Source organism: Thermosipho ferrireducens (assembly GCF_017358165.1).
In the GTDB taxonomy this organism is placed as follows: Bacteria; Thermotogota; Thermotogae; order Thermotogales; family Fervidobacteriaceae; genus Thermosipho_B; species Thermosipho_B ferrireducens.
In genome coordinates, this window is sequence record NZ_CP071446.1 from 103,034 (window position 1) to 122,548 (window position 19,515).

The 19,515-nt window shown below is 34.2% G+C and carries 15 protein-coding genes and 3 tRNA genes; 8 read left to right on the forward strand and 10 right to left on the reverse strand.

The annotated features are described in order from the left end of the window. Positions 1-18 precede the first annotated feature (18 nt). Entirely contained in the window at positions 19-927 is a 909-nt protein-coding gene (locus JYK00_RS00545) for an L-lactate dehydrogenase (RefSeq protein WP_207566794.1), read from the reverse strand. A gap of 390 nt (positions 928-1,317) precedes the next feature. Between JYK00_RS00545 and JYK00_RS00550 the strand changes: the two genes are divergently transcribed. The 4 genes from JYK00_RS00550 (at position 1,318) to mfd (ending at position 5,955) form a co-directional block, all read left to right on the forward strand. Continuing rightward, positions 1,318-1,392 (forward strand) — tRNA-Val (locus tag JYK00_RS00550). A 75-nt stretch (positions 1,393-1,467) separates the two neighbouring features. Next, positions 1,468-1,929 (forward strand): hypothetical protein, encoded by a 462-nt coding sequence (locus JYK00_RS00555; RefSeq protein WP_207566795.1) that lies wholly within the window; start codon positions 1,468-1,470, stop codon positions 1,927-1,929. Beyond that, a complete protein-coding gene (locus tag JYK00_RS00560; RefSeq protein ID WP_207566796.1) occupies positions 1,929-3,206 on the forward strand; it encodes a nucleotidyltransferase in 1,278 nt (425 codons plus the stop codon). Before JYK00_RS00555 ends, JYK00_RS00560 begins: the two co-directional genes overlap by 1 nt. 4 nt (positions 3,207-3,210) lie before the next feature. Continuing rightward, positions 3,211-5,955 (forward strand): transcription-repair coupling factor, encoded by a 2,745-nt coding sequence (mfd, locus tag JYK00_RS00565; protein ID WP_207566797.1) that lies wholly within the window; start codon positions 3,211-3,213, stop codon positions 5,953-5,955. Positions 5,956-5,985: 30 nt separating this feature from the next. Here the strand turns inward: mfd and JYK00_RS00570 are convergent, their stop codons facing one another. Then, positions 5,986-6,474 (reverse strand): ferritin, encoded by a 489-nt coding sequence (locus tag JYK00_RS00570; protein ID WP_207566798.1) that lies wholly within the window; start codon positions 6,472-6,474, stop codon positions 5,986-5,988. Positions 6,475-6,512: 38 nt separating this feature from the next. Then, on the reverse strand, positions 6,513-7,583 hold the full coding sequence (gene disA, locus JYK00_RS00575; protein ID WP_207566799.1) for a DNA integrity scanning diadenylate cyclase DisA: 1,071 nt from the start codon (positions 7,581-7,583) through the stop codon (positions 6,513-6,515). A 729-nt stretch (positions 7,584-8,312) separates the two neighbouring features. On the opposite strand from disA, the gene JYK00_RS00580 reads away from it, so the two are divergent. Then, positions 8,313-9,497 carry a DNA-processing protein DprA gene (locus JYK00_RS00580; RefSeq protein WP_207566800.1) on the forward strand — a complete coding sequence of 395 codons (1,185 nt, stop codon included), beginning with the start codon at positions 8,313-8,315 and terminating at the stop codon, positions 9,495-9,497. A gap of 37 nt (positions 9,498-9,534) precedes the next feature. On the opposite strand, the gene JYK00_RS00585 is transcribed toward JYK00_RS00580, so the two are convergent. The 5 genes from JYK00_RS00585 to JYK00_RS00605 all read right to left on the reverse strand — a co-directional run bounded on the left by JYK00_RS00585 (position 9,535) and on the right by JYK00_RS00605 (position 15,954). Next, complete coding sequence (locus tag JYK00_RS00585; RefSeq protein WP_207566801.1) at positions 9,535-11,448, reverse strand: glycoside hydrolase family 13; 1,914 nt, start codon at positions 11,446-11,448, stop codon at positions 9,535-9,537. A 16-nt stretch (positions 11,449-11,464) separates the two neighbouring features. Continuing rightward, positions 11,465-12,676 (reverse strand): hypothetical protein, encoded by a 1,212-nt coding sequence (locus tag JYK00_RS00590; RefSeq protein ID WP_207566802.1) that lies wholly within the window; start codon positions 12,674-12,676, stop codon positions 11,465-11,467. Positions 12,677-12,685: 9 nt separating this feature from the next. Then, positions 12,686-13,375 (reverse strand): hypothetical protein, encoded by a 690-nt coding sequence (locus JYK00_RS00595; protein ID WP_207566803.1) that lies wholly within the window; start codon positions 13,373-13,375, stop codon positions 12,686-12,688. 74 nt (positions 13,376-13,449) lie between these two features. Beyond that, complete coding sequence (locus JYK00_RS00600) at positions 13,450-14,208, reverse strand: hypothetical protein (RefSeq protein WP_207566804.1); 759 nt, start codon at positions 14,206-14,208, stop codon at positions 13,450-13,452. Between the two features lie 138 nt (positions 14,209-14,346). Next, positions 14,347-15,954: an alpha-amylase family glycosyl hydrolase gene (locus tag JYK00_RS00605; RefSeq protein ID WP_207566805.1), complete on the reverse strand. Its 1,608-nt coding sequence runs from the start codon at positions 15,952-15,954 to the stop codon at positions 14,347-14,349. A gap of 133 nt (positions 15,955-16,087) precedes the next feature. Here JYK00_RS00605 and JYK00_RS00610 point away from each other — a divergent pair, with 133 nt between their 5' ends. After that, positions 16,088-16,297, forward strand: coding sequence for an amidase domain-containing protein (locus JYK00_RS00610; RefSeq protein ID WP_207566806.1), 210 nt, complete (start codon positions 16,088-16,090; stop codon positions 16,295-16,297). Between the two features lie 285 nt (positions 16,298-16,582). Here JYK00_RS00610 and JYK00_RS00615 read toward each other — a convergent pair. Continuing rightward, positions 16,583-16,659: transfer RNA gene (locus tag JYK00_RS00615), tRNA-Met, on the reverse strand. 42 nt (positions 16,660-16,701) lie between these two features. Continuing rightward, positions 16,702-16,791, reverse strand: a tRNA-Leu gene (locus tag JYK00_RS00620). A 122-nt stretch (positions 16,792-16,913) separates the two neighbouring features. Here JYK00_RS00620 and JYK00_RS00625 point away from each other — a divergent pair. Further along, the gene (locus JYK00_RS00625) at positions 16,914-17,543 is read left to right on the forward strand and encodes a hypothetical protein (protein WP_207566807.1); all 630 of its coding nucleotides are present in this window, start codon (positions 16,914-16,916) and stop codon (positions 17,541-17,543) included. Between the two features lie 986 nt (positions 17,544-18,529). After that, the gene (locus JYK00_RS00630) at positions 18,530-19,498 is read left to right on the forward strand and encodes a hypothetical protein (RefSeq protein ID WP_207566808.1); all 969 of its coding nucleotides are present in this window, start codon (positions 18,530-18,532) and stop codon (positions 19,496-19,498) included. The last annotated feature ends 17 nt before the right edge of the window (positions 19,499-19,515 follow it).

Genomic DNA, 19,515 nt, shown 5'->3' on the forward strand with positions numbered 1-19,515 from the left:
ATAATTAATATTATACTACTATATTATTTTTGAAACAAATTCTCTGACAATATTTTTTGAACGCTCAAATAATCCTTGCTCTTCTTCATCTAAATCTATTTTTACTATCCTCTTTACACCATCTCTTCCTATAACAGCGGGATATCCTATATAAATATCATCGATAAGTACAGAAGGCGTCCACACCCGTTTTTCATCTTTCACAATGCTTTCAACCAATGTACTGGTTACAGCACCAATTGCGTAATTAGTTGCTCCCTTTTTCTGAATGATTTTATATGCTGCATTTTTTGTTTCTTCAAACAAAATTTCAAGAGATGTACAACTTTCCTTTTCACAAAAAGAACAAAACTTTGAAAGTTGAACCCCTCCTATCATCGCGTTGCTCCACACAACAAATTCAGAATCTCCATGCTCACCAATTATATATGCATGAACACTGGTAGGTGATACGTCGCAATTTCTGGCAACAAGGGATCTAAATCTTGCTGTATCAAGTATTGTACCGGTCCCGATTACTCTACCACTTTCAAAGCCTGTTTCTTTCCACAAAAGATAAGTTAAAACATCAACGGGATTTGTGATATTTATTATTAACGAATCAGGAGCGTATTCTTTAATCTGCGAAGCTATATCCTTCATAATCTTTGCATTTCTGACCGTCAAATCTAATCTTGTTTCTCCAGGTTTTTGCGCAGCTCCTGCTGTTATTATCACTATATCACTATTTTTAATATCCCTCGATGTTCCCGCTTTTACATCACATCTTTTGAAAAACGGCGTACCATGATACAAGTCAAGGGCTTCTCCTTCAGCCTTTTCTAAATTTATATCAACTATAACAATTTCATCCGCTACAGCCTTGTGTAATATGGAAAAAGCTACACTTGTTCCAACACGACCTGCTCCAAATATGGATATTTTCATTATTCCACCTCCACTTAAATTTGCTTTACATAATTAGTATACACTAATTAGTCTTTTTTTCCAAACCTACTCTCACCAATCTTGCCAACTTCGCTAACCTCGCCAACTCTCGCCAATCTCGCCAGTTATAAGATTCCTCGCCTGCCTGCTCCTCGGAATGACACAGGTGGAAGGTCAACCTCGCTAAATTCAAGATTCCTCACCCTTCGGGTTCGGAATGACAAAAAAGGGGGCATCATGAGGAATGCAATGACAAGAGGGATGTCATCCTGAGGAATGAAGTGACGAAGGATCTTATTTTACTAATCTCGCTAACCTCGCCAACATTCGCTAATTAGTCGATTCCCCTTGATTTGAAACGTATTTTGTGATATGATTATGTGTGGTTATGGGTGCGTAGCTCAGTGGGAGAGCGCTTCCCTCACGAGGAAGAGGTCGCAGGTTCGATCCCTGCCGCACCCACCAGACAGGGCTAAAACAGCCCTGTTTTTTTATGTTAAAATAAAGGTTAGGCATAAAAAATCGTCAGGGGGCATTATAATGAAAAATTCCACTATTTATCTTATGTTCATATTTGGAATAATCACAACTGTTTTTGGTTTAATTACTTTATCAATATACGTATCTCTTTTTTACTTTTCTTCTGCCATAGAAGATTTATTAGGAATAACAATGAATTTTTCTATGACTTTTTTATTTACCGCTGTTTCACTAACTTTATCAGGAATTATGATAGGAATTTATTCTATTTCTCGCACACATTCTGAATATTATCTTATGTGGATATTGATATCTTTTATATTCAGCTCTATTTCTCTTGGAATACAACTGTATGAGATGGCTGTAAGGGGGCCAACCTGGCTTGGATTGGAGCTTTTTGGAGAACTTGGCAACAGAATAGAGACAATGTATATTGTTGGGGCGTTGTTTTTGTACAACTTTCTATTAGAGATGATAAACGCAACATTTTTATGGTATGAAATCAAGGGTGGAGAGAAGTAATGAAAGTTTTAGGAATAATTGTTGAATATAATCCCATGCATAATGGCCATTTATATCATTTGCAGAAAGCAAAAGAGTTAATAGATCCAGACTATACTATTGCAGTAATGAGCGGAAATTTTTGTCAACGCGGTGAGCCTGCTATAATTAACAAATTTGCACGTGCAAGAATGGCACTAAAACATGGAATTGATATAGTCTTTGAACTTCCAACAATTTATGCTATACAGGATGCGGGAGGATTTGCCTACGGTGCTATAGGTGTGCTACACAAAACAAACACCGTCACAGACATTGTTTTTGGAAGTGAAAGTGCTGATATTAATTTCTTAGAGAAAGTAGCACTCCTTCTTCATAATCAACCTGAAGGTTTTGGACAGTTGTTAAAAAAAGAACTAAAAAAAGGACTATCGTATCCAAATGCGCGAAAATATGCCTTAAAAAATTTCCTAACCAGTTCCAGCGATGAAATCAAAAAACTGGAAAAATCAAATGATATACTTGGAATAGAATATATTAGAGCCATATTCAAATATAAAAGCAAAATTAAATACCACGTTATAAAAAGAATCGGATCAAATTACAACGATCCAGCCTTTAAAGGAAAATTCTCATCAGCTACAGCCATTAGAAGGTTAATAAAAGAAAAGAAAGATATATCTCAGACGCTTCCAGAAAAGAATTTAAAAATTTTAGAAAATGAAATAGCAAATGGACGTGGACCTGTGTTTCTGGAAGACCTTACCTGTTTTGTTATACCATTGTTTAGAAAAATGAGAAGAGAAGATTTTGAAAAAATATACGGCTTTAACGAAGGGTTGGATTTAAGGTTCTTTAAATACTCAAGAGAGTGCGGGACATTACAAAGTCTAATCGAAAGTATAAAAGCAAAAAGATTTACATACTCACGCATAAGAAGATTAATTTTGATGACCATGCTTAACATTGAAAAAGAATTTGCAGAGCTTTCAAATAAATATGGCCCTCAATACCTCAGAGTCCTTGGCTTTACAAAAAAAGGACAGGTGTTGCTTTCAAAAATAAAAAAACGGACCTTTATACCAATAATCACTACAGTATCACTAAAAGAAAAGGTTTTACAAAAGGTCCGAAATGATATGGAAAAAAATAAACGAAATTGGGATATAGTCCCTGAACTTTACACCAGACAGCTTGAACTTGACATATTGTCAAGTGACATATATACTTACTTTTATAAATCAGAAGATCAACGTAAAAGTGGTATGGATTTCAGGAAACCTATAATAGAAGGTTGAAATAATGGAAAACACAATCATAATTGTCCCTTCTGAAAAAGACTGCCAGCTCGAAAATTATTATCACATTCCTTCACATGATATTTTCCCCTTCGAAGAGATGGAAAATTCATGGTATGTGAGATCACACAGAATTTATTCTTTATACCTTGCACTGCAAAAGAAACTAAAAGGTATAGCAACCCTTCATGCATTAACTCGCTATATCATGCCTCCTGAAGAGTTTAAAAAACATATATATTTCTTTAAACCAGGGGATAATATTAAAAATCCAGAGAAACTTTTTACATTTTTAGGATATGAGCGTGTGTTTAATGTAAGGGAAGGCGGGCAGTTTTCAATCAGGGGTTCTATAATTGATTTTATAGGCCCTGATGAAGTCCCAACAAGATTTGAATTGTTTGGAGAAGAAATAGAAGAAATCAGAAAATTTGATCCCTTTACTCAGAAAAGCGTGGGAAAACTTGAACAGGCTTTGTTGCTTCCTGCAAAAGAGTACGTTGGAGAACCTGTTCATGAAACAATGATTGGTAAAAAGTATCGGGGTACAATATTAGATTACGATATAAAACTACTTATAACAAATAAAGAAGATGTCATAAAAGAATATGTAAAAAAAGAGAGAGAAATAAGGGAACTAATTGTTTCGCCGGAGTTAAAACGTGAATACGTAAACAATTCTGGCATTGAATACCATTATATTCTGAAACATATTGATGGTTCTTTTAAATTACCAGAAAAAGCTCCAAAAAAAGTTAGTAAAGCAAAAAGGGAGGAACAAATCGCTGTACCTGTTATATCTGAAGAGGAGTTCAAAATTGGAGATATTGTTGTCCATAAACATTATGGGATTGCAAAATTCAACGGGACAAGAAAAGTTTCAAAAAATAATATTGAACGAGAGTATTTAATTTTAAGTTTTAAAGATTCCACTCTATATGTGCCAGTTGAAAGATTGGATCTGGTTCAAAAATATATAGGCACTAAAGAAAGTGTTACTTTAGATAAACTAAGGAAAAGCACGTGGAAAAAACGGGTTAGAAAAGCAAGAAAAGAGATTGAAAAAACTGTAAAGGAGCTGTTAAGGCTTAACGCGCTAAGAAATAAAACGAAAGGATTATCAATCCTGGGTGATCCTGAACTTGAAGAAGAATTTGCAAAAACATTCCCTCATATAGAAACAGAAGATCAATTAAAAGCTATAGAAGAAGTACTTGAAGACATATCTTCTGAAAAAAATATGGATAGGTTATTAGCAGGTGATGCTGGATATGGGAAAACAGAAGTCGCTATGAGAGCCGCTTTCAGGGTAACAATTGGCGGAAAACAGGTGGTCATGCTTGTGCCCACAACTGTACTTGCAAGACAACATTATGAAAATTTCAAAAAAAGATTCAGTCAGTTTGGATTACGGGTTGAACTATTTGACAGTTCCCTTACTCCAAAACAGAGAAAAAAAGTATTAACAGATACTGAAAGAGGATTAGTTGATGTTGTAATAGGAACCCACGGGATAATAAAAAGTATGAAATTCGCCGATTTAGGACTTATTATTATTGATGAGGAACAAAAATTTGGCGTAGAACAAAAAGAAACGCTAAAAAAGGCAAGAATAAACGTAAACGTACTGTCAATGAGCGCTACTCCCATTCCACGGACCTTACACATGGCACTGAGTGGTCTGAAAGACATGTCGGTTATAAAAACTCCACCTTTTGGAAGGAAAAAAATACAAGTTTTTATAAGTAATTTTGATGAAAGAATTGTAAGACAGGCGATATTAAGGGAACATAATAGAGGAGGGCAAATACTTTATGTTCATAACAGAGTTTACGATATAGATAGCGTTGCCACAAATCTTTCTAAAATCGTGCCGGAAGTTTCAATAGGAATTGCACACGGACAAATGTCAAAAAGAACTATGGAGAAAACCGTAGAAAATTTTTATAACGGAAAAATTGATGTTCTTGTGTGCACATCTATAATAGAAAATGGAATAGACATCCCAAACGCAAATACGATTATAGTAGATGATGCTCATAGATACGGATTGTCTCAGCTGTATCAATTAAGGGGAAGAGTTGGCAGAAGCAATAAAAGGGCTTTCGCTTATTTCTTTTATCCTTCTCCAAGACTTTCACAGGTTGCATTTGAGCGTCTTAAAGCTATTAAAGAAATTATGGGGCCGGGCAGTGGCTTTCAAATTGCGTTAAGAGATATGGAAATACGTGGTATAGGAAATATTCTCGGTTTAGAACAACACGGTTTCATAAACGACATTGGTTTTCATTATTACTTTGAAATTCTTGAAGAAGTGTTAAATGAAAGAAGAGGAGTTATAAAAAGTAAAATAGATACAGAACTTGAAGGAATGCAAGGAAGTATTGTTATTCCTGATAACTATGTTTATGACCCCGTTGAAAGAATGCATCTTTACAGAAGAATCGCATCTGCAGCAACTATAGAAGAGATTAACGACCTTGCTAAAGAGCTTAAAGATCGTTTTGGAGAACTCCCTCAAAGTGTAGAAAACCTGCTAAAATATACCAGGATGAGAATTCTTGCTTCAAAAGTTAACATAGAAAAAATTAATATAAAAGAAGGTGCTATTATTTTGAAAACAAAAACCAAAATTGAACCTAATTTACCTTATATATACAATGAAAAAACTGAAGAATATATTATATATTGCAACGAAGAAGACTTCCTTAAATTTTTATTTGAACTTTACAACAAAAAGGGCGACTGAAACAAGTCGCCCTTTTTAAATCATCATTTTTTATTCTCGCATACCGAGCTCTTTGTCGAGCATATAAAGACCGTGTGGAATTCCCGAAAGTTTTTTAAGTTTTATTACTATATTTTCTGCATTTGCTTCTTCTTCTACCTGTTCATCTATAAACCACTTTAACATACTCGCTGTTGCATAATCTTTTTCTTCCAGAGATAATTCATACAATTTGTTTATTGAATCAGTAATGAACCTTTCATGCTTATACGCATCTTCGAAAGCCGCAAGAGGAGAAGCCCACTCACTCTTAGGTTTTTCCAGAGCTGGAAGTTCAACTTTGCCCCCTCTTTCATAAACATAATTATAAAGTTTCATCGCATGATTTAATTCTTCTTTTGCCTGTAATTTCATCCAATGCGCAAAACCAGAGAGATTTTCACTATCAAAATACGCAGCCATAGAAAGGTAAAGATAAGATGAAGCTAACTCTTTTTTAATTTGCTCGTTAAGCGCTTTTTCAATTCTCTCGTTAAGCATTTTAACTACCTCCTTTCGTTTGAAATTTAATAATCACACTACTTCTGGGTAACCCTCGATTTCATGGAATTTATACTATCTATAATTGCTGCAGCTCTTTTTTCACCTATTCCTTCTACTTCTTTAAGCGCAGAAAAATCGGCGTTACTTATTGAAAAGATATTACCAAAAGCCTTAACCACGTTGTGAGAAATGGTCATAGGTATTTTGGCTATGCTTCTTAATACCCTATATCCTCTTGATTGAACATGGTAATCATTCAACTGATTTATATTGGCTATATCTTCATAGCCAAGTAATCTTGCTGTTGAAATCGGGCGCCTTTCTTTATAATTTTTAAGAGTTTCAATAATACGATCAGCACTTTTGTCATCCTCAAACTCTTCCGCTGCATAATCTAAAACAAGATTAGTTAATATATCTTCAATATCCACTATTATTTCAGAAAGTTGCATTGATGCGAGCCTTCCTTCAACACCAAGTTCAATAACATATGGTTCTATCTCATCCTGGATTTTCAGGATCTCTATACCTTTGTTTAGAATATCAACAACATCCACAAGATTTACACGGTTTTCTATTTCAAGAATGTCCAGTTGTATTAACATCTTGTCAAAATTCTGGCGATATTTTTCAAGAGTATTCAACGCCTGGTTCACTCTGGTTATCAGGAAATTTATATCGTTGATTATATATTTGTAGTTCTTATAGTAAAGAGTTATGACATTTCGCCGTTTAGAAACCGCTATTACCAGCTGCCCAGTTTGCTTTGCGAATCTTTCAGCCGTTCTATGACGGGTTCCCGTTTCACTGGTTGGGATTCCTGGATCTGGTACAAGATGAACATTCGCTCCAAGTATTCTGGAAATATCATCGCTAATTATTATGGCTCCATCCATTTTTGCAAGTTCATAAAGTTTTTCCGGAGAAAACTGCATATCAAGTGTAAAACCTGCCTGAATTATGTCGGAGTATTCTTTCATTTTTTCCTCAGAAATAAATACTATCAGCGCCCCAAAGTTAGCAAGTACAATATCATCAACAGCTTTTCTTAATTTCGTTCCTGGTGCAAGCAACTTTATTTTTGAAATCAATTCTTGAGGTATCATAGCCACATTTCCCCTTTAATTTATATTAATAGTTCCATTAACATTATATCACGAAAAATCCACTTTTTTATAACTTTTTTACTAACCACCCCAACTCTCACCATTATAAGATTCCTCACCTGCCCGCTCCTCGGAATGACAAAAAAGAAATACTAACTCTCGCTAACCTCGCAAGATCCTTCGCACTCCGTGCTCAGGACAAACCTTGCCAACCTCGCTAAATTAAGATTCCTCACCCTTCGGGTTCGGAATGACAAAAAGGGATGCATCCTGAGGAATGCAATGACAAAGGGGACGTCATCCTGAGGAGGGGAAGGCGAAGGATTTTTATCCCTGTCATTCCGAGCGAAGCAAGGAATCTTATTCTTTTTCGCCAACCTCGCCAACATTCGCTAAATTCAAGATTCCTCACCCTTCGGATTCGGAATGACAAAAAAGGAAGTCATCCTGAGGAACGAAGTGACGAAGGATCTTATTTTTTTACTAACTCTCGCCAATCTCGCTAACACTCGCCAACCTTGCTAATTATAAGATTCCTCACCTGCCCGCTCCTCGGAATGACATGGGCGGGGGCTAACCTCGCCAACTTCTGAAATACATTCTTAAAAATTTGTTGCAAAAATTCACTTTATAGTGATATAATTAAGAAGATATAAAACAAATTTCAAATTCCTTTACTTCCTTTAAAAATATATGAAAAAATCATATTATGCAGGAGTTGAAATAAGTATGAAAAAAGAAACTGCAGCGATATTTGCCTTAACCCGGACTAAACTAACCAATGAAAAAATTAATAAAATTATTCTCTTTGCTTTCGGTAATGGAATCAGCATAAGTCAGATATTAACCCTGAAAAATCATGAATTAAAAAACATATGTGAAAAACTCTCCTTTAGTGAAAATGATTTTGAACAAATAGTATTAGCCCAAAAACTAATTCACGATTCTACAATCGAAATTAAAGAATTTAACAGCAGAGAAATTTTTTTACTAAGTGTTGTTGATACACACTATCCCGAAAACTTCAAGCAAAAAATAAAGTTTGAAAATCTTCCTCCCATTTTATATTACAGCGGAAATCCAGATTTACTTAATAAAAAAGCAGTGGCAATTCTGAGCAGTAAAAAAGCAAGTAAAGAATCCATGGAATTTACCTGGAATATTGTAAAAAAATATGTAAAAAATGGCTATTCAATAGTATTAGGATTCTCAGGAATTATGGATAATTTTGCCTTTGAAAGTGCTCTTGAGTTAGGTGGAAGCGTTGTTGTAATTCCTCATCAAGAAATTACCTTTTTTACCTTTCCAATAGAATATCTTAAAAAATATAAAGAAGGAAAAGTTTTGATTTTAAGCGCCTTCTCTAAAAAACATTCAGCAAACAATGTTTATGATATAGTGAAACGAAATGAATATATACATTCCCTTGCAGAAAAAACTTACATAGTAGACTCTGCAAAAAACGATGGGATAAAAGAAAGTATTTTAAATATTTTAATGAACAACGAATATCAAATATACGTTAGATTACCAGGACCAGATGAAAATAATGAAAATTTAGAATTAATAAAAGCCGGAGTTCCCGCGGTAGACATCACAGGAAACATTGTAGAAGTTTCAGAAGAATTACTTTCCAGGAGAAAAGACAAAGAATCAACAGAGTTAGAGTCCATTGAAAATGTTATCGTTGAAATACTTAAGAATGCAAACAGACAACTTTACGCGTTTGAAATAGCAGAAAATCTTAAAAAATATAACTATTCAATAACCCCTCAAAAACTTTCCAATATCTTGAAAAAAATCCCTTCAATAACTCGTGTAAAGTCGAAAGGAAAATATCAATACTTTTTAAATGAAAATGCAGAAGACATTAAATTATTTCAACAAGCTCAAATATTACAGATAAAAAAATAATTTTCATAAGTAAAGGGCACACAAGGTGCCCTTTTTATTAAAATCGCACTGTTCCTATAATATCAAAATAGAGATTGTTTTGAATATCTGAAATATTTTCAATTCGAGTTTTCAGGGTAAATTCCACATCGTCTCCATAATATTTTCCATAAAATGCCACTTTATCAAGCAGCGTTGTTTTTGAATATTCAACACCAACCCCATAATAATCACCAATAACTAACTCTCCACCAAAAACATATGTCAGGTATTGCAAATTATATTCTGTGTGAAGACTCACACCACTATATGTAAAATTCAATTCCATATCTTCCCCATTATAAGATGAATTTATTGACCAATTAGTTGATGAAGCCTGAATGCTTGCATAGTATTTTCCAGAATCAATGTGATAACCAAAGACAGTCTGTAAATCAATTCCTATTTCAAAGTCTATTTTACCAACAATACTTTTACTCAATACATCGAAATACTTATCCGCATAATAAACTGCAAAATTTTTGTACCCAAAACCGACAAAATACGGTAAATAAGCTGAAGAATAGCCAGCACCAACGTAAATATTGAAATCTGATAAAGGTACTTTTAAAATTATTCCAGACTTTGAACCATCCATCGGCAAATCTACAGACTTGTTATAATGTGCCAGAAACTCATACATTTGCCCTTTAAAATCCACTATACCGTAATTTATATTCGCTCCACTATATTTAATGCTTACATCCACTTCCTCGTTAGGAACAAATTCAAGATATAACGCGTGTGAAACAGAAGAACCTGTAAGAATTTTGTTTGAGTCATATTTAAAGCTATGCTCGAATGTGTATTCACCTTTTACAGGCAACCCCCCAGATGTTTCCTGAACTTCTTCTATAGAAAGTTTTCCATCCTCGTTAACCAGCTTAAAAACCCCATTTTTGCCACCAAAACCGTCTGGTTTATATCCTGGGGCGTTCGGATCTTCCTGCCAGACCTGATTTCCCGCGACAATGAACACGTATTTATACTCGTATGTTCCAGGCGATAAATTCAAAGAGGCTACCCAATATCCATTTTCAAGACTCATTTTAATATCAGTTGGGTTCCAGCTGTTAAAACTTCCGGCAAGATACGCTGCTTCTACCCCTTCCTTTTTTACTACAAAATACACTTTGCCATCAACTACGTTAAGTCCAGGGCTTAATGACAATTCTTTTTTCTTTTCTTCTTTTCCTGAAGTTCCCGGCACAGTTACATAAAGTTTTCCATCTTGTTCTACAACTTCAAATACTCCGTTTTTCCCACCGAATCCGTCATCAACAAATGCAAAGGCATTTGGATCTGTAATCCATTCTTCCCCGTTTACAACGAATTTATACTCATAAATACCCGGTTCAAGTTCAAGAATAGCTTCCCACCAGCCATCTCCCATATCATAAAGCTCTGCCGCTTCAGAATCCCAACCATTGAAATCCCCGGCTATAGTTACATATTCCGCCTCAGGGTTGTAGTATCGAAGAACTACAAACCCTTCCTCATCGACAAATATTGTGTCTTCCCGATTTTTGTTAACTTCATATGTCGCCTTTTTCTGTGACGATTCATCTATAACACCGTTTTCAACTGGTAGTATTTTCCCATCTTCTGTTAAAATAAATGCACCGTTCTTCCCACCAAAACCATCATCTACGTAAGAAGGAGCTTTAGGATCTTCTTTCCAATCAGTTCCATTAATAACGTACTTGTACTGGTAAGTTCCCGGCTCCAATTGTAACTTTACAGTCCAGATTCCATTAATTTTTTCCATGGGAAGTGCACTGGAGTTCCAATTATTAAAATTCCCTGCAAGATATACCACATCACCGTCAGATTGAAACGTAAATACAACAAATCCATTTTCATAGGTAACTGCCGAAAAACCATTTATTAAAAGCACAAATAATAAAGAAAAAAGCACTATAATTTTTCTCATTCACAAGCACCTCCTATTACCACCAGGTATTAAACTCAATATTTACTACCTTCTTGAAATTATTGACATTATAAAAATCGTCATTCCCCACTTTAACTATCAACTCTCCACTGGAAAATCCTGTAAACTTCAACTCTCCATAAAACGTATTTCTTGTTTCATAATAACCCACTATACGTTGAAACTTTGTAAATAATGTAATATTTCCTATTGACTTTGAAAGCTCTAAATAATACACATCTCCTATTGTTCTTACAGTGTTATGTGCAGGGTTTCCAAAAGTATATGAAAGTTTGCCATTAAACCCAAAAAGAGAATAATTGGTTCCAAAAGTTACTGAAAATTCGCCCCATGTAGTTGGATTCGCAATGTCGTCAAATTCTATTCCCTTTTTAAACAAATTTATAAAAATGCTGTCATTAGAAAAATCAACAAATATTTCTGTTCTTTTTATAAAATCATCCACAATTGTGTCTATATCAAAATGTGGTTTCAAAGCTACAGTAAAATTTCCCATCTTTGACCATATATCAAGGTTATGAGAACTTTCAAAACTTGTAGGGGAATATGGCATTTCAACATTATTCCCAAAAAACACATATTTTATTCCACTATTCCAATTTTTCTCCACAATGCCTCCAAGAAATACCATTTTTTCAATAGAAAGATTTGAAAAATCGCTTAAAATCCCTGTCTGAACCACTTCGCCAATAACATTAAAATTTGAAAATTTTAAATAATAGTCCAGATAAAAGTCCCAGAGACTTCCTCTTTTACCAAAAAAAGTGCTAAAAGATGAACCTCTAAACTGCAAATAACGTAAATCCAGCGTATTAAAAAGAACAACATTTAAACCCGAATAATTAAAATACACTCCATCCTGTCCAGAATCTACATAAGGATAATCTATAATATATAAAGACAACCAATCACCAGTTGAACCCTCCTTTTGGTTTTTAAAAATTGTTATTTTTGAGTCGTACTGACTTATTGCTATTTTTGCAGAATTTATTTGGTTGTCTTTTAAAGAAAAAGATAGATCATAATCTTTTTCGAATATGTTTCCACTAATCCAGAATTCATTCGTCCAATAATAAACAGGTGTAATCACCGGATAATCATTGGTATAATCCAGTGTAAAAGTAACTTTCAACGAAAAGCTCGGCGAAAACGATGCCATAACAGTTAAAGAGACCAAAAAAATCGAAAAAAGCAAAAACTTTTTCACATTACCACCTCACTCGCTTTTAACGGTTAAAATACTAAACTCTGGATCATATTCAAATACAAGGGTTACTGTACCAGAAACAGTTGGTAAAAATACTCCATCCTGTTTTTCTCTTGCATTATAATTTTTCCCGTCAAACTGTTCTTCATATGGTAACCAGTTTGTACCTCTTGCTATTTTATACTTTATAGGGTCTTTACTTTCTGAAATGTAATATTCCACCGTGTAAACAAATTTCCCAGCCTGAAATGTCATTGCTTCATGAGCCCAATCATTAAAATCCCCTGCAATATACCACGTTCCTGATGCTTTTTCTGTATCACCAACACCTATTGCAAGTCCATCTCTCATAAGAATAGGACTTGCATAGATTGTAACTTTTGTCGCTGTTCCAAGATTTTCTTTCCAGATTGGAATTCCAGACGATATTTTTGAACCTGAAGAATCTTTGTAAATAAGTTTATACCACCCTATGTTTCCCGAAGATCCAGGCTCAAATGTTAATGAGGCTACAGGAAGTTCAAAAGTATAATAATTATCTTTATAGGTCATTTTATCATTCTCGGTAGGAGTCCAATTATTCCAGTCTCCCGCAAGATAAATTCCCTCTGGAAGAGTAAGATTTAAAATATTCATACAACCGGCAAATAACACAATTAATACAGGCAATAAGACAAAGATCAACCAAAACCGTTTCAAAACTATCACCTCCAGAAAATTCCAACAACAAGGGGACCATTATGGTCCCCCTGTTTATAAAACCAAAAAACTTCTCACATATTTTCCCAGGACAACACTTTTATAGTAACTGTAGCATCATTACTCAAAATCAATCCTCTGTTTCCTCTGTATCCTCCATCTTTATTTCCTTCAGGATAGCTCCAGTCGCTCCCCAATCTGAGTTTAAATTCATAATAAGTATTTGCTTCCAGTTGCTTTGTTATAGTCCACACATCTCCTTCTTTTGTCATATCTTCCCCATTCCATCCGTTCATACTTCCAGCCAACTGTACTATAGAACCATCTGGCGTAGTTGAAGGAACGTATGCAACAAACTTTACTGTTATTGCTGAAGTTGCAGGTGCTGTAGGTGCTGCTCCAGCCCAGTTCAATACAGCATCCTTTATAAATATCTTTGAAAATTCGTCCACATACATAAAACGATTGGCAATATCATTCGAACCATCTGCTTGTTTTTCAACATAAGCCCAATCTTTTCCCGCTAAATATTTGTATTCAAATTCTGCCCCACCTGTGACCGATGCAGCGGGAAGAATATCTGAGCCTACCGGAACTTCTCCAACTGCATACTTTTTCCCATCTTTTTCCACAACGTTAAGAGTTATCCATGGATTTGCCTTATTCCATCCATTCATACTACCAACAACAAATATTTGCGTAGCTTCAGTTGTATCTGGTAAAAGCACCTCAAAAGCTATACCCGGTGTTACTGGTGGTACAACATTAAAACATCCAAAAAGAACAAAAACAAGAGCTAAAAGCGCAAAAGTAATAAGTAAACCTTTTTTCATAATACCTACCTCCCTCCTCAGTAATGAAAAATTAATTTTAATTAATTACAAACCTATTGGAATTACTTCCACTTAGCAATTTTATCAAAAACAAATAAATTATTTTTAAATCCATTATGGAACGTTCCAATTCACTCTTCATTTCAAACGTATGATTATAACTTCTCGTGGATTAACCAGTTTGATTCCACTAATTTCTTCACGTAATTCTTCCCAGGTGAAATTCTGCAAGGTTGCTTTAAAAACGAGGGATGAACCTACTGGAAATTCAAAATATTCAGCACTTGTACTGGAAGGATTTATAACAACCAGAAATTTTTCATTTTCAAAAATTCTCCTATATACGATCAAATTTTTCTTATCAGCTATTATTTCCATATCACCTATTGAAAAAGCCTTATACCTTTTTCGCAAATTGATTAAAGTTTTTATATAATTCAACATACTATAAGTTTCACTTTCTTGCTCCTCAACAGAAACTCCATCATATGGATCATCATAAATACAGCCATCTACATTTGCATTTCCAAATGAAATTTTTTTATCAGAATACAGCCACTTTGTCCACTTTGTTTGACCTTTGCCTGTGCCAGACGCATACCATTGAAAAGGTTCTCGTAATGGTTCATCATACACAGGGCCAAACCATTTGAAACCTGGTGTGCCAAGTTCATCGCCGTAATATAAAACCGGAGTTCCACTTATTGTCAAAAGGAGTGTATGCCACAATGCAGATTGTTTCAAAGAATCATCTGGTTTATCAAAATCTTTATAATACTCCTGGAATACGCTTAATATCCTATTTAAGTCATGATTTCCAAGGAAAGGTACATTATTTCTTCCATTTGTCCAGCTTAAACTCATTTTCAATAAACTATCCGCACCCTCATAATTGGAAACAACCATATTTCTAAAAACAAAATTAAACACAGGGATTGGAAATTTTTCAAGCTGTAGAGCATCCCCTGAAAAAACTTCACCAACTAAACCTGCATCTTTTTTTATGGAAAAAACGTAATTCCTGAACCATTTCCAATATTCTGCACTCTGCTCTATTCCATCATCCCAGGTCCATCCGTAAATATGCTTGGCAGCATCCAATCTAAATCCATCAATTCCTTTATTCAACCAGAATTTAACTATCTTTTTAATCTCGTTTCTCAAATAGGGGTTATCATGATTTAAATCGGGCATCGAAGGTCCAAATAAACCAAAATACCATACCTTTTGCCCTTTGCTGTTAAACTTGTAATGCCAATTGGCTTTCCCGGAATGATCTTCAAGGCTCATAAAATACCAATTCCAGTACGGAGAAGAATCTAAATTTTCTATAGCATCTAAAAACCAGGGATGTTTATCAGATGTATGATTTATTACTAAATCCATTATGATCTTTATTCCGTTTTCATGTAAAATTCCGATCATTTTTTCAAAATCTTCCATTGTTCCATAATCTTTTTCAACTGTATAATAATCCACCACATCATAACCATGATAAGAAATTGCTTCATTAAAAGGCATCAACCACACTGCATCAATTCCAAGTTCCACAAGATAATCAACTTTCCTTGCAATTCCTGAAAAGTCGCCTATACCATCCCCATTAGAATCATAAAAAGAACGCACGAAAATTTCATAAATAACATTTGAAGTATTACTTTCAAATGCAAAATTCAAAACACAACCTGGCAGTAAAAATAAAAAAAAGAATATTATGAAATAAAAAAGATATTTTGTCTTCGACATACAAATCCCCACCTGTTATTTTAAAAAAATATCGTTTTTATATTTTAACTCTTTTCAATCCCATTTTATCTCTTTTATGGAAAGTGTTCCATAAATAATTACCTAAATTAAAAAAATGACCTTAATTAAAAAAATGACCTTTGATGTCTCAGCAGACGTTTTGTTTAAGTATAATACGAAAGAAACAACGTTCCAAGAACTTGAACCTGGTGATCTGATATTTTACGATTTAGAAAATGATGGAGTAATAGACCATGTAGCATTGTTTGTAAAAAAAGATGAACAAGGAGTATGGATATGGGATGCCGTTGATAATGTAGATGGAAAACAAACAAACAAATAAATAAAGTATCACTTCGGATTGCCCACGAACTTCCTATGCGACACCCTAAATACGGAAAACCACCAAAAATTATCATTCCTCTGTTAGCTTTTATTCGTTACCTATAATAGGAGATATGACAGCCAAATCGCTGGTTCATCCAGCCGCTTTTTGTTTTTAATCATCATTCAAATGAAAGTGTTTTTGTTGCAAATTTTCAGGACAGGAAAAGATATGAACTTATGAGAAAAATAGTGAAATCAAAATAAAAAGCGGAGTAGTTTTTATATACTACTCCGCCACTTCTGGTAGCGGGGGCAGGATTTGAACCTGCGGCCTTTGGGTTATGAGCCCAACGAGCTACCAGACTGCTCCACCCCGCAACGTCTAATATATATTATATCACATCTCTATTCTTTTTCAAGTGGTGCCGGGGATCGGACTCGAACCGACACGGGGGTGTAACCCCCAGCGGATTTTAAGTCCGCTGCGTCTCCCAATTCCGCCACCCCGGCGTACCATAAACGATTTTATCATAAACTCTTTGTCTGGTCAATATCAAAAGGCGGGTCTGTTTCAAAAATAGGAAGGAAAGGTATAGAAAAAAAGCAAGGGAGATGTTATAATCTCCCTTGCTATGAGAAGAAGAAACATAAAGAAGATATTCAAACTTATCCAAAAATTCTACAAAAATATTTTACCACAACTTCCCCAAAAATCTACCAATAGGGGGAGGCCTAGGAAATATTCAGATGTATTAATACTTTCATTAGCAGTTCTTAAAGAACTGTTGGGACTTTCATTCAGAGAGACATTAGAAATAGGTACAATTTACTTTAACAAAGTTCCATCACTCAGGGACTTTCATTACAGAGTTCTTCAGTTAGAAGAGATTATAAAACATCTTATAAACTTCATACACAACACACTTCAGTGTGAGATAGAGAGTATTATAGTAGACGGTACAGGAATAGGGTTTACAAAACATACTACCTTGAACTGGATGAGAGGCACATATGTACGACAGATAAAGAACCACGTTAGATGTGAAGTAGTGTTAACAAAAGGAAAATACAAACTTTTTCAGTATGTGGAAGTGGGAAAAGCTTATTCAAGTGAAATAAAACTTCTAAAAAAACTATTGAAAAAGATAGAACTCAAGAGAAAGAAATTCATAGCAGACAAGCGAGGCTTGTCAAAAAAATTGTGTCTTGTTAACATACCTGAGATTAAAAAAACCGTAAAATTTCGTATTACATACCTTTGACTTTTGGTATAAGATTTTTTCATTTTTTAACAATTCCTGTATCAAAAACATTTTCAACTTCAGCATTTCAATAAGTTGAAAATATTGTCTTTTTCTGTATCTTTCATTTTTTAGCATGCTATTTATACTCTTCACAACATTTGTTGTATATAACTCCTCATTTCATTCAAATATTTCAGAAATGCTACATACTTTTTTTACATAATCCAAAAGTTTTTCATGAATCCCTGATATTTTTTGCAACTTTAGCTTGTTTCCCGAACTGTTAAAATCCTGTTCCGTAAATAGACTGTATCTTTATTTGTTTTTGTTCCATCTTAAACCGTATTGTTTTTTTTATACTTGTTAGTTTTTCCTTTGTGTGCAGAAACTTTAATATTTCAAGTACATCCATGATTTGTGTAGAGGAATATCCATTTAAAACTAATGCCATAACAAATTGTGTGTGTTCGGTTGTATTCTGTTCTCATCGTTCAGATAGAACAGATAATATAAATTATCCGCTTTTTTGTGCGTGAAATATCAAGACTGTACGTTATATTCGCAGAATTAACTGCGCTTGCGTAAAAACTGTTACTTTTGTTCTCCACGCAATGCTAAAAAAAACGACATTACCTCCACATCCTTCAAATACTGTTTTTATTACACCCTTCATTTTTTGTAAAATTTCTTGCATATGATGTATATGTAATATCTTTTTTTACCCAGTCTTGTATTGTATTACATTACATATTTTAAACTTGTTTTTCTTCCATAATATTTTTGAAACAGAACCGTAATTTCATAAAGTAACCCTAAAAGTGTTATAATATTAAGTTGTAATTATTAACAAATGATAACAATTGTTGTACAATGATGATATATTTGCTACAACAATATGTTAAACAACTGCATCCCTTTAATCTACATTTTTATCATAATACGGTTAAATTTGTCAGGTGTTCAGTATTTAAGTTAATTCACACTGTTTTCGGGAGGTTGGGAAAATGATGAGGATACTCTTGATTGTATCGATTGTTTTTACTTTATCAATATCTCTGTTTTCCCAGGGAATTCTTTCACTTCCAAAAGAAAAGCTCGCCTTTCCTTATGACTATGCAGGATTTGCAATATGGATAGAGCTAAAAGAAGTACCGGACTTTGAAATAGTTGGCAAGCACGTTGAACAGATATTAGAAGTCAGCGACAACCATATTCTTGGCTGGAAAAGCGTAGGTATATTAAATGAAACGAAAGTTTACATCTATGCGGATGTGAAAGGATACCTGGTAATATTTCTTCACAAAGATACTCCACCAGCTGCGATAATAGACTTCAGGTATGTAAATTTCGAGAAGAGACATGTAAAAACTTTTTCCATTTTGAATGTCATGGAAAACATTTTAACAGATCTTGGGTACGACTACGTATCACTTTTGAGCGACATAAAATTTGCCGACTTTCAGCATCCAGAAGCAAACTCGTTTTTGGTAGCTTTGACAAGGACAAAACCTGTAACCACATTACCAGGTGATAGAAAATGGTACGAAGAAAAAACAACAATGCACATAGCGGTAAACGAAAAATCAGTAGTGTATTCTTATTCTTATACATTTGGATATTATGGAGTATACAGATATGATAGGCTTTATCAAAGAATGTTTTTGAATTTGGACGGAAACAATGTACTAAAAATGATTGAGGATAATGTCTCAGAGAATTCAAAGTCCTTGGAAAATTACACATTCATGTCAAAACAAATACCTTTTTATATTTACTACCGAGAAGGCAAAGATGAAAGAATTTTGTTAAAAAAGCTTGACGAATGGCGTTTAAAACGCATGACGATTTCTTTTGATCCATTAAAACCTCACACGTACACTCTTGTTTGTCAATATTGGTCAAATTATGAATTCGATGCAGAAACTTATCCCATTCATCTTGCAATAGCGATAGTTATAGTTTATAAAAAGTAAAAAAGAAGGTAGGGAGT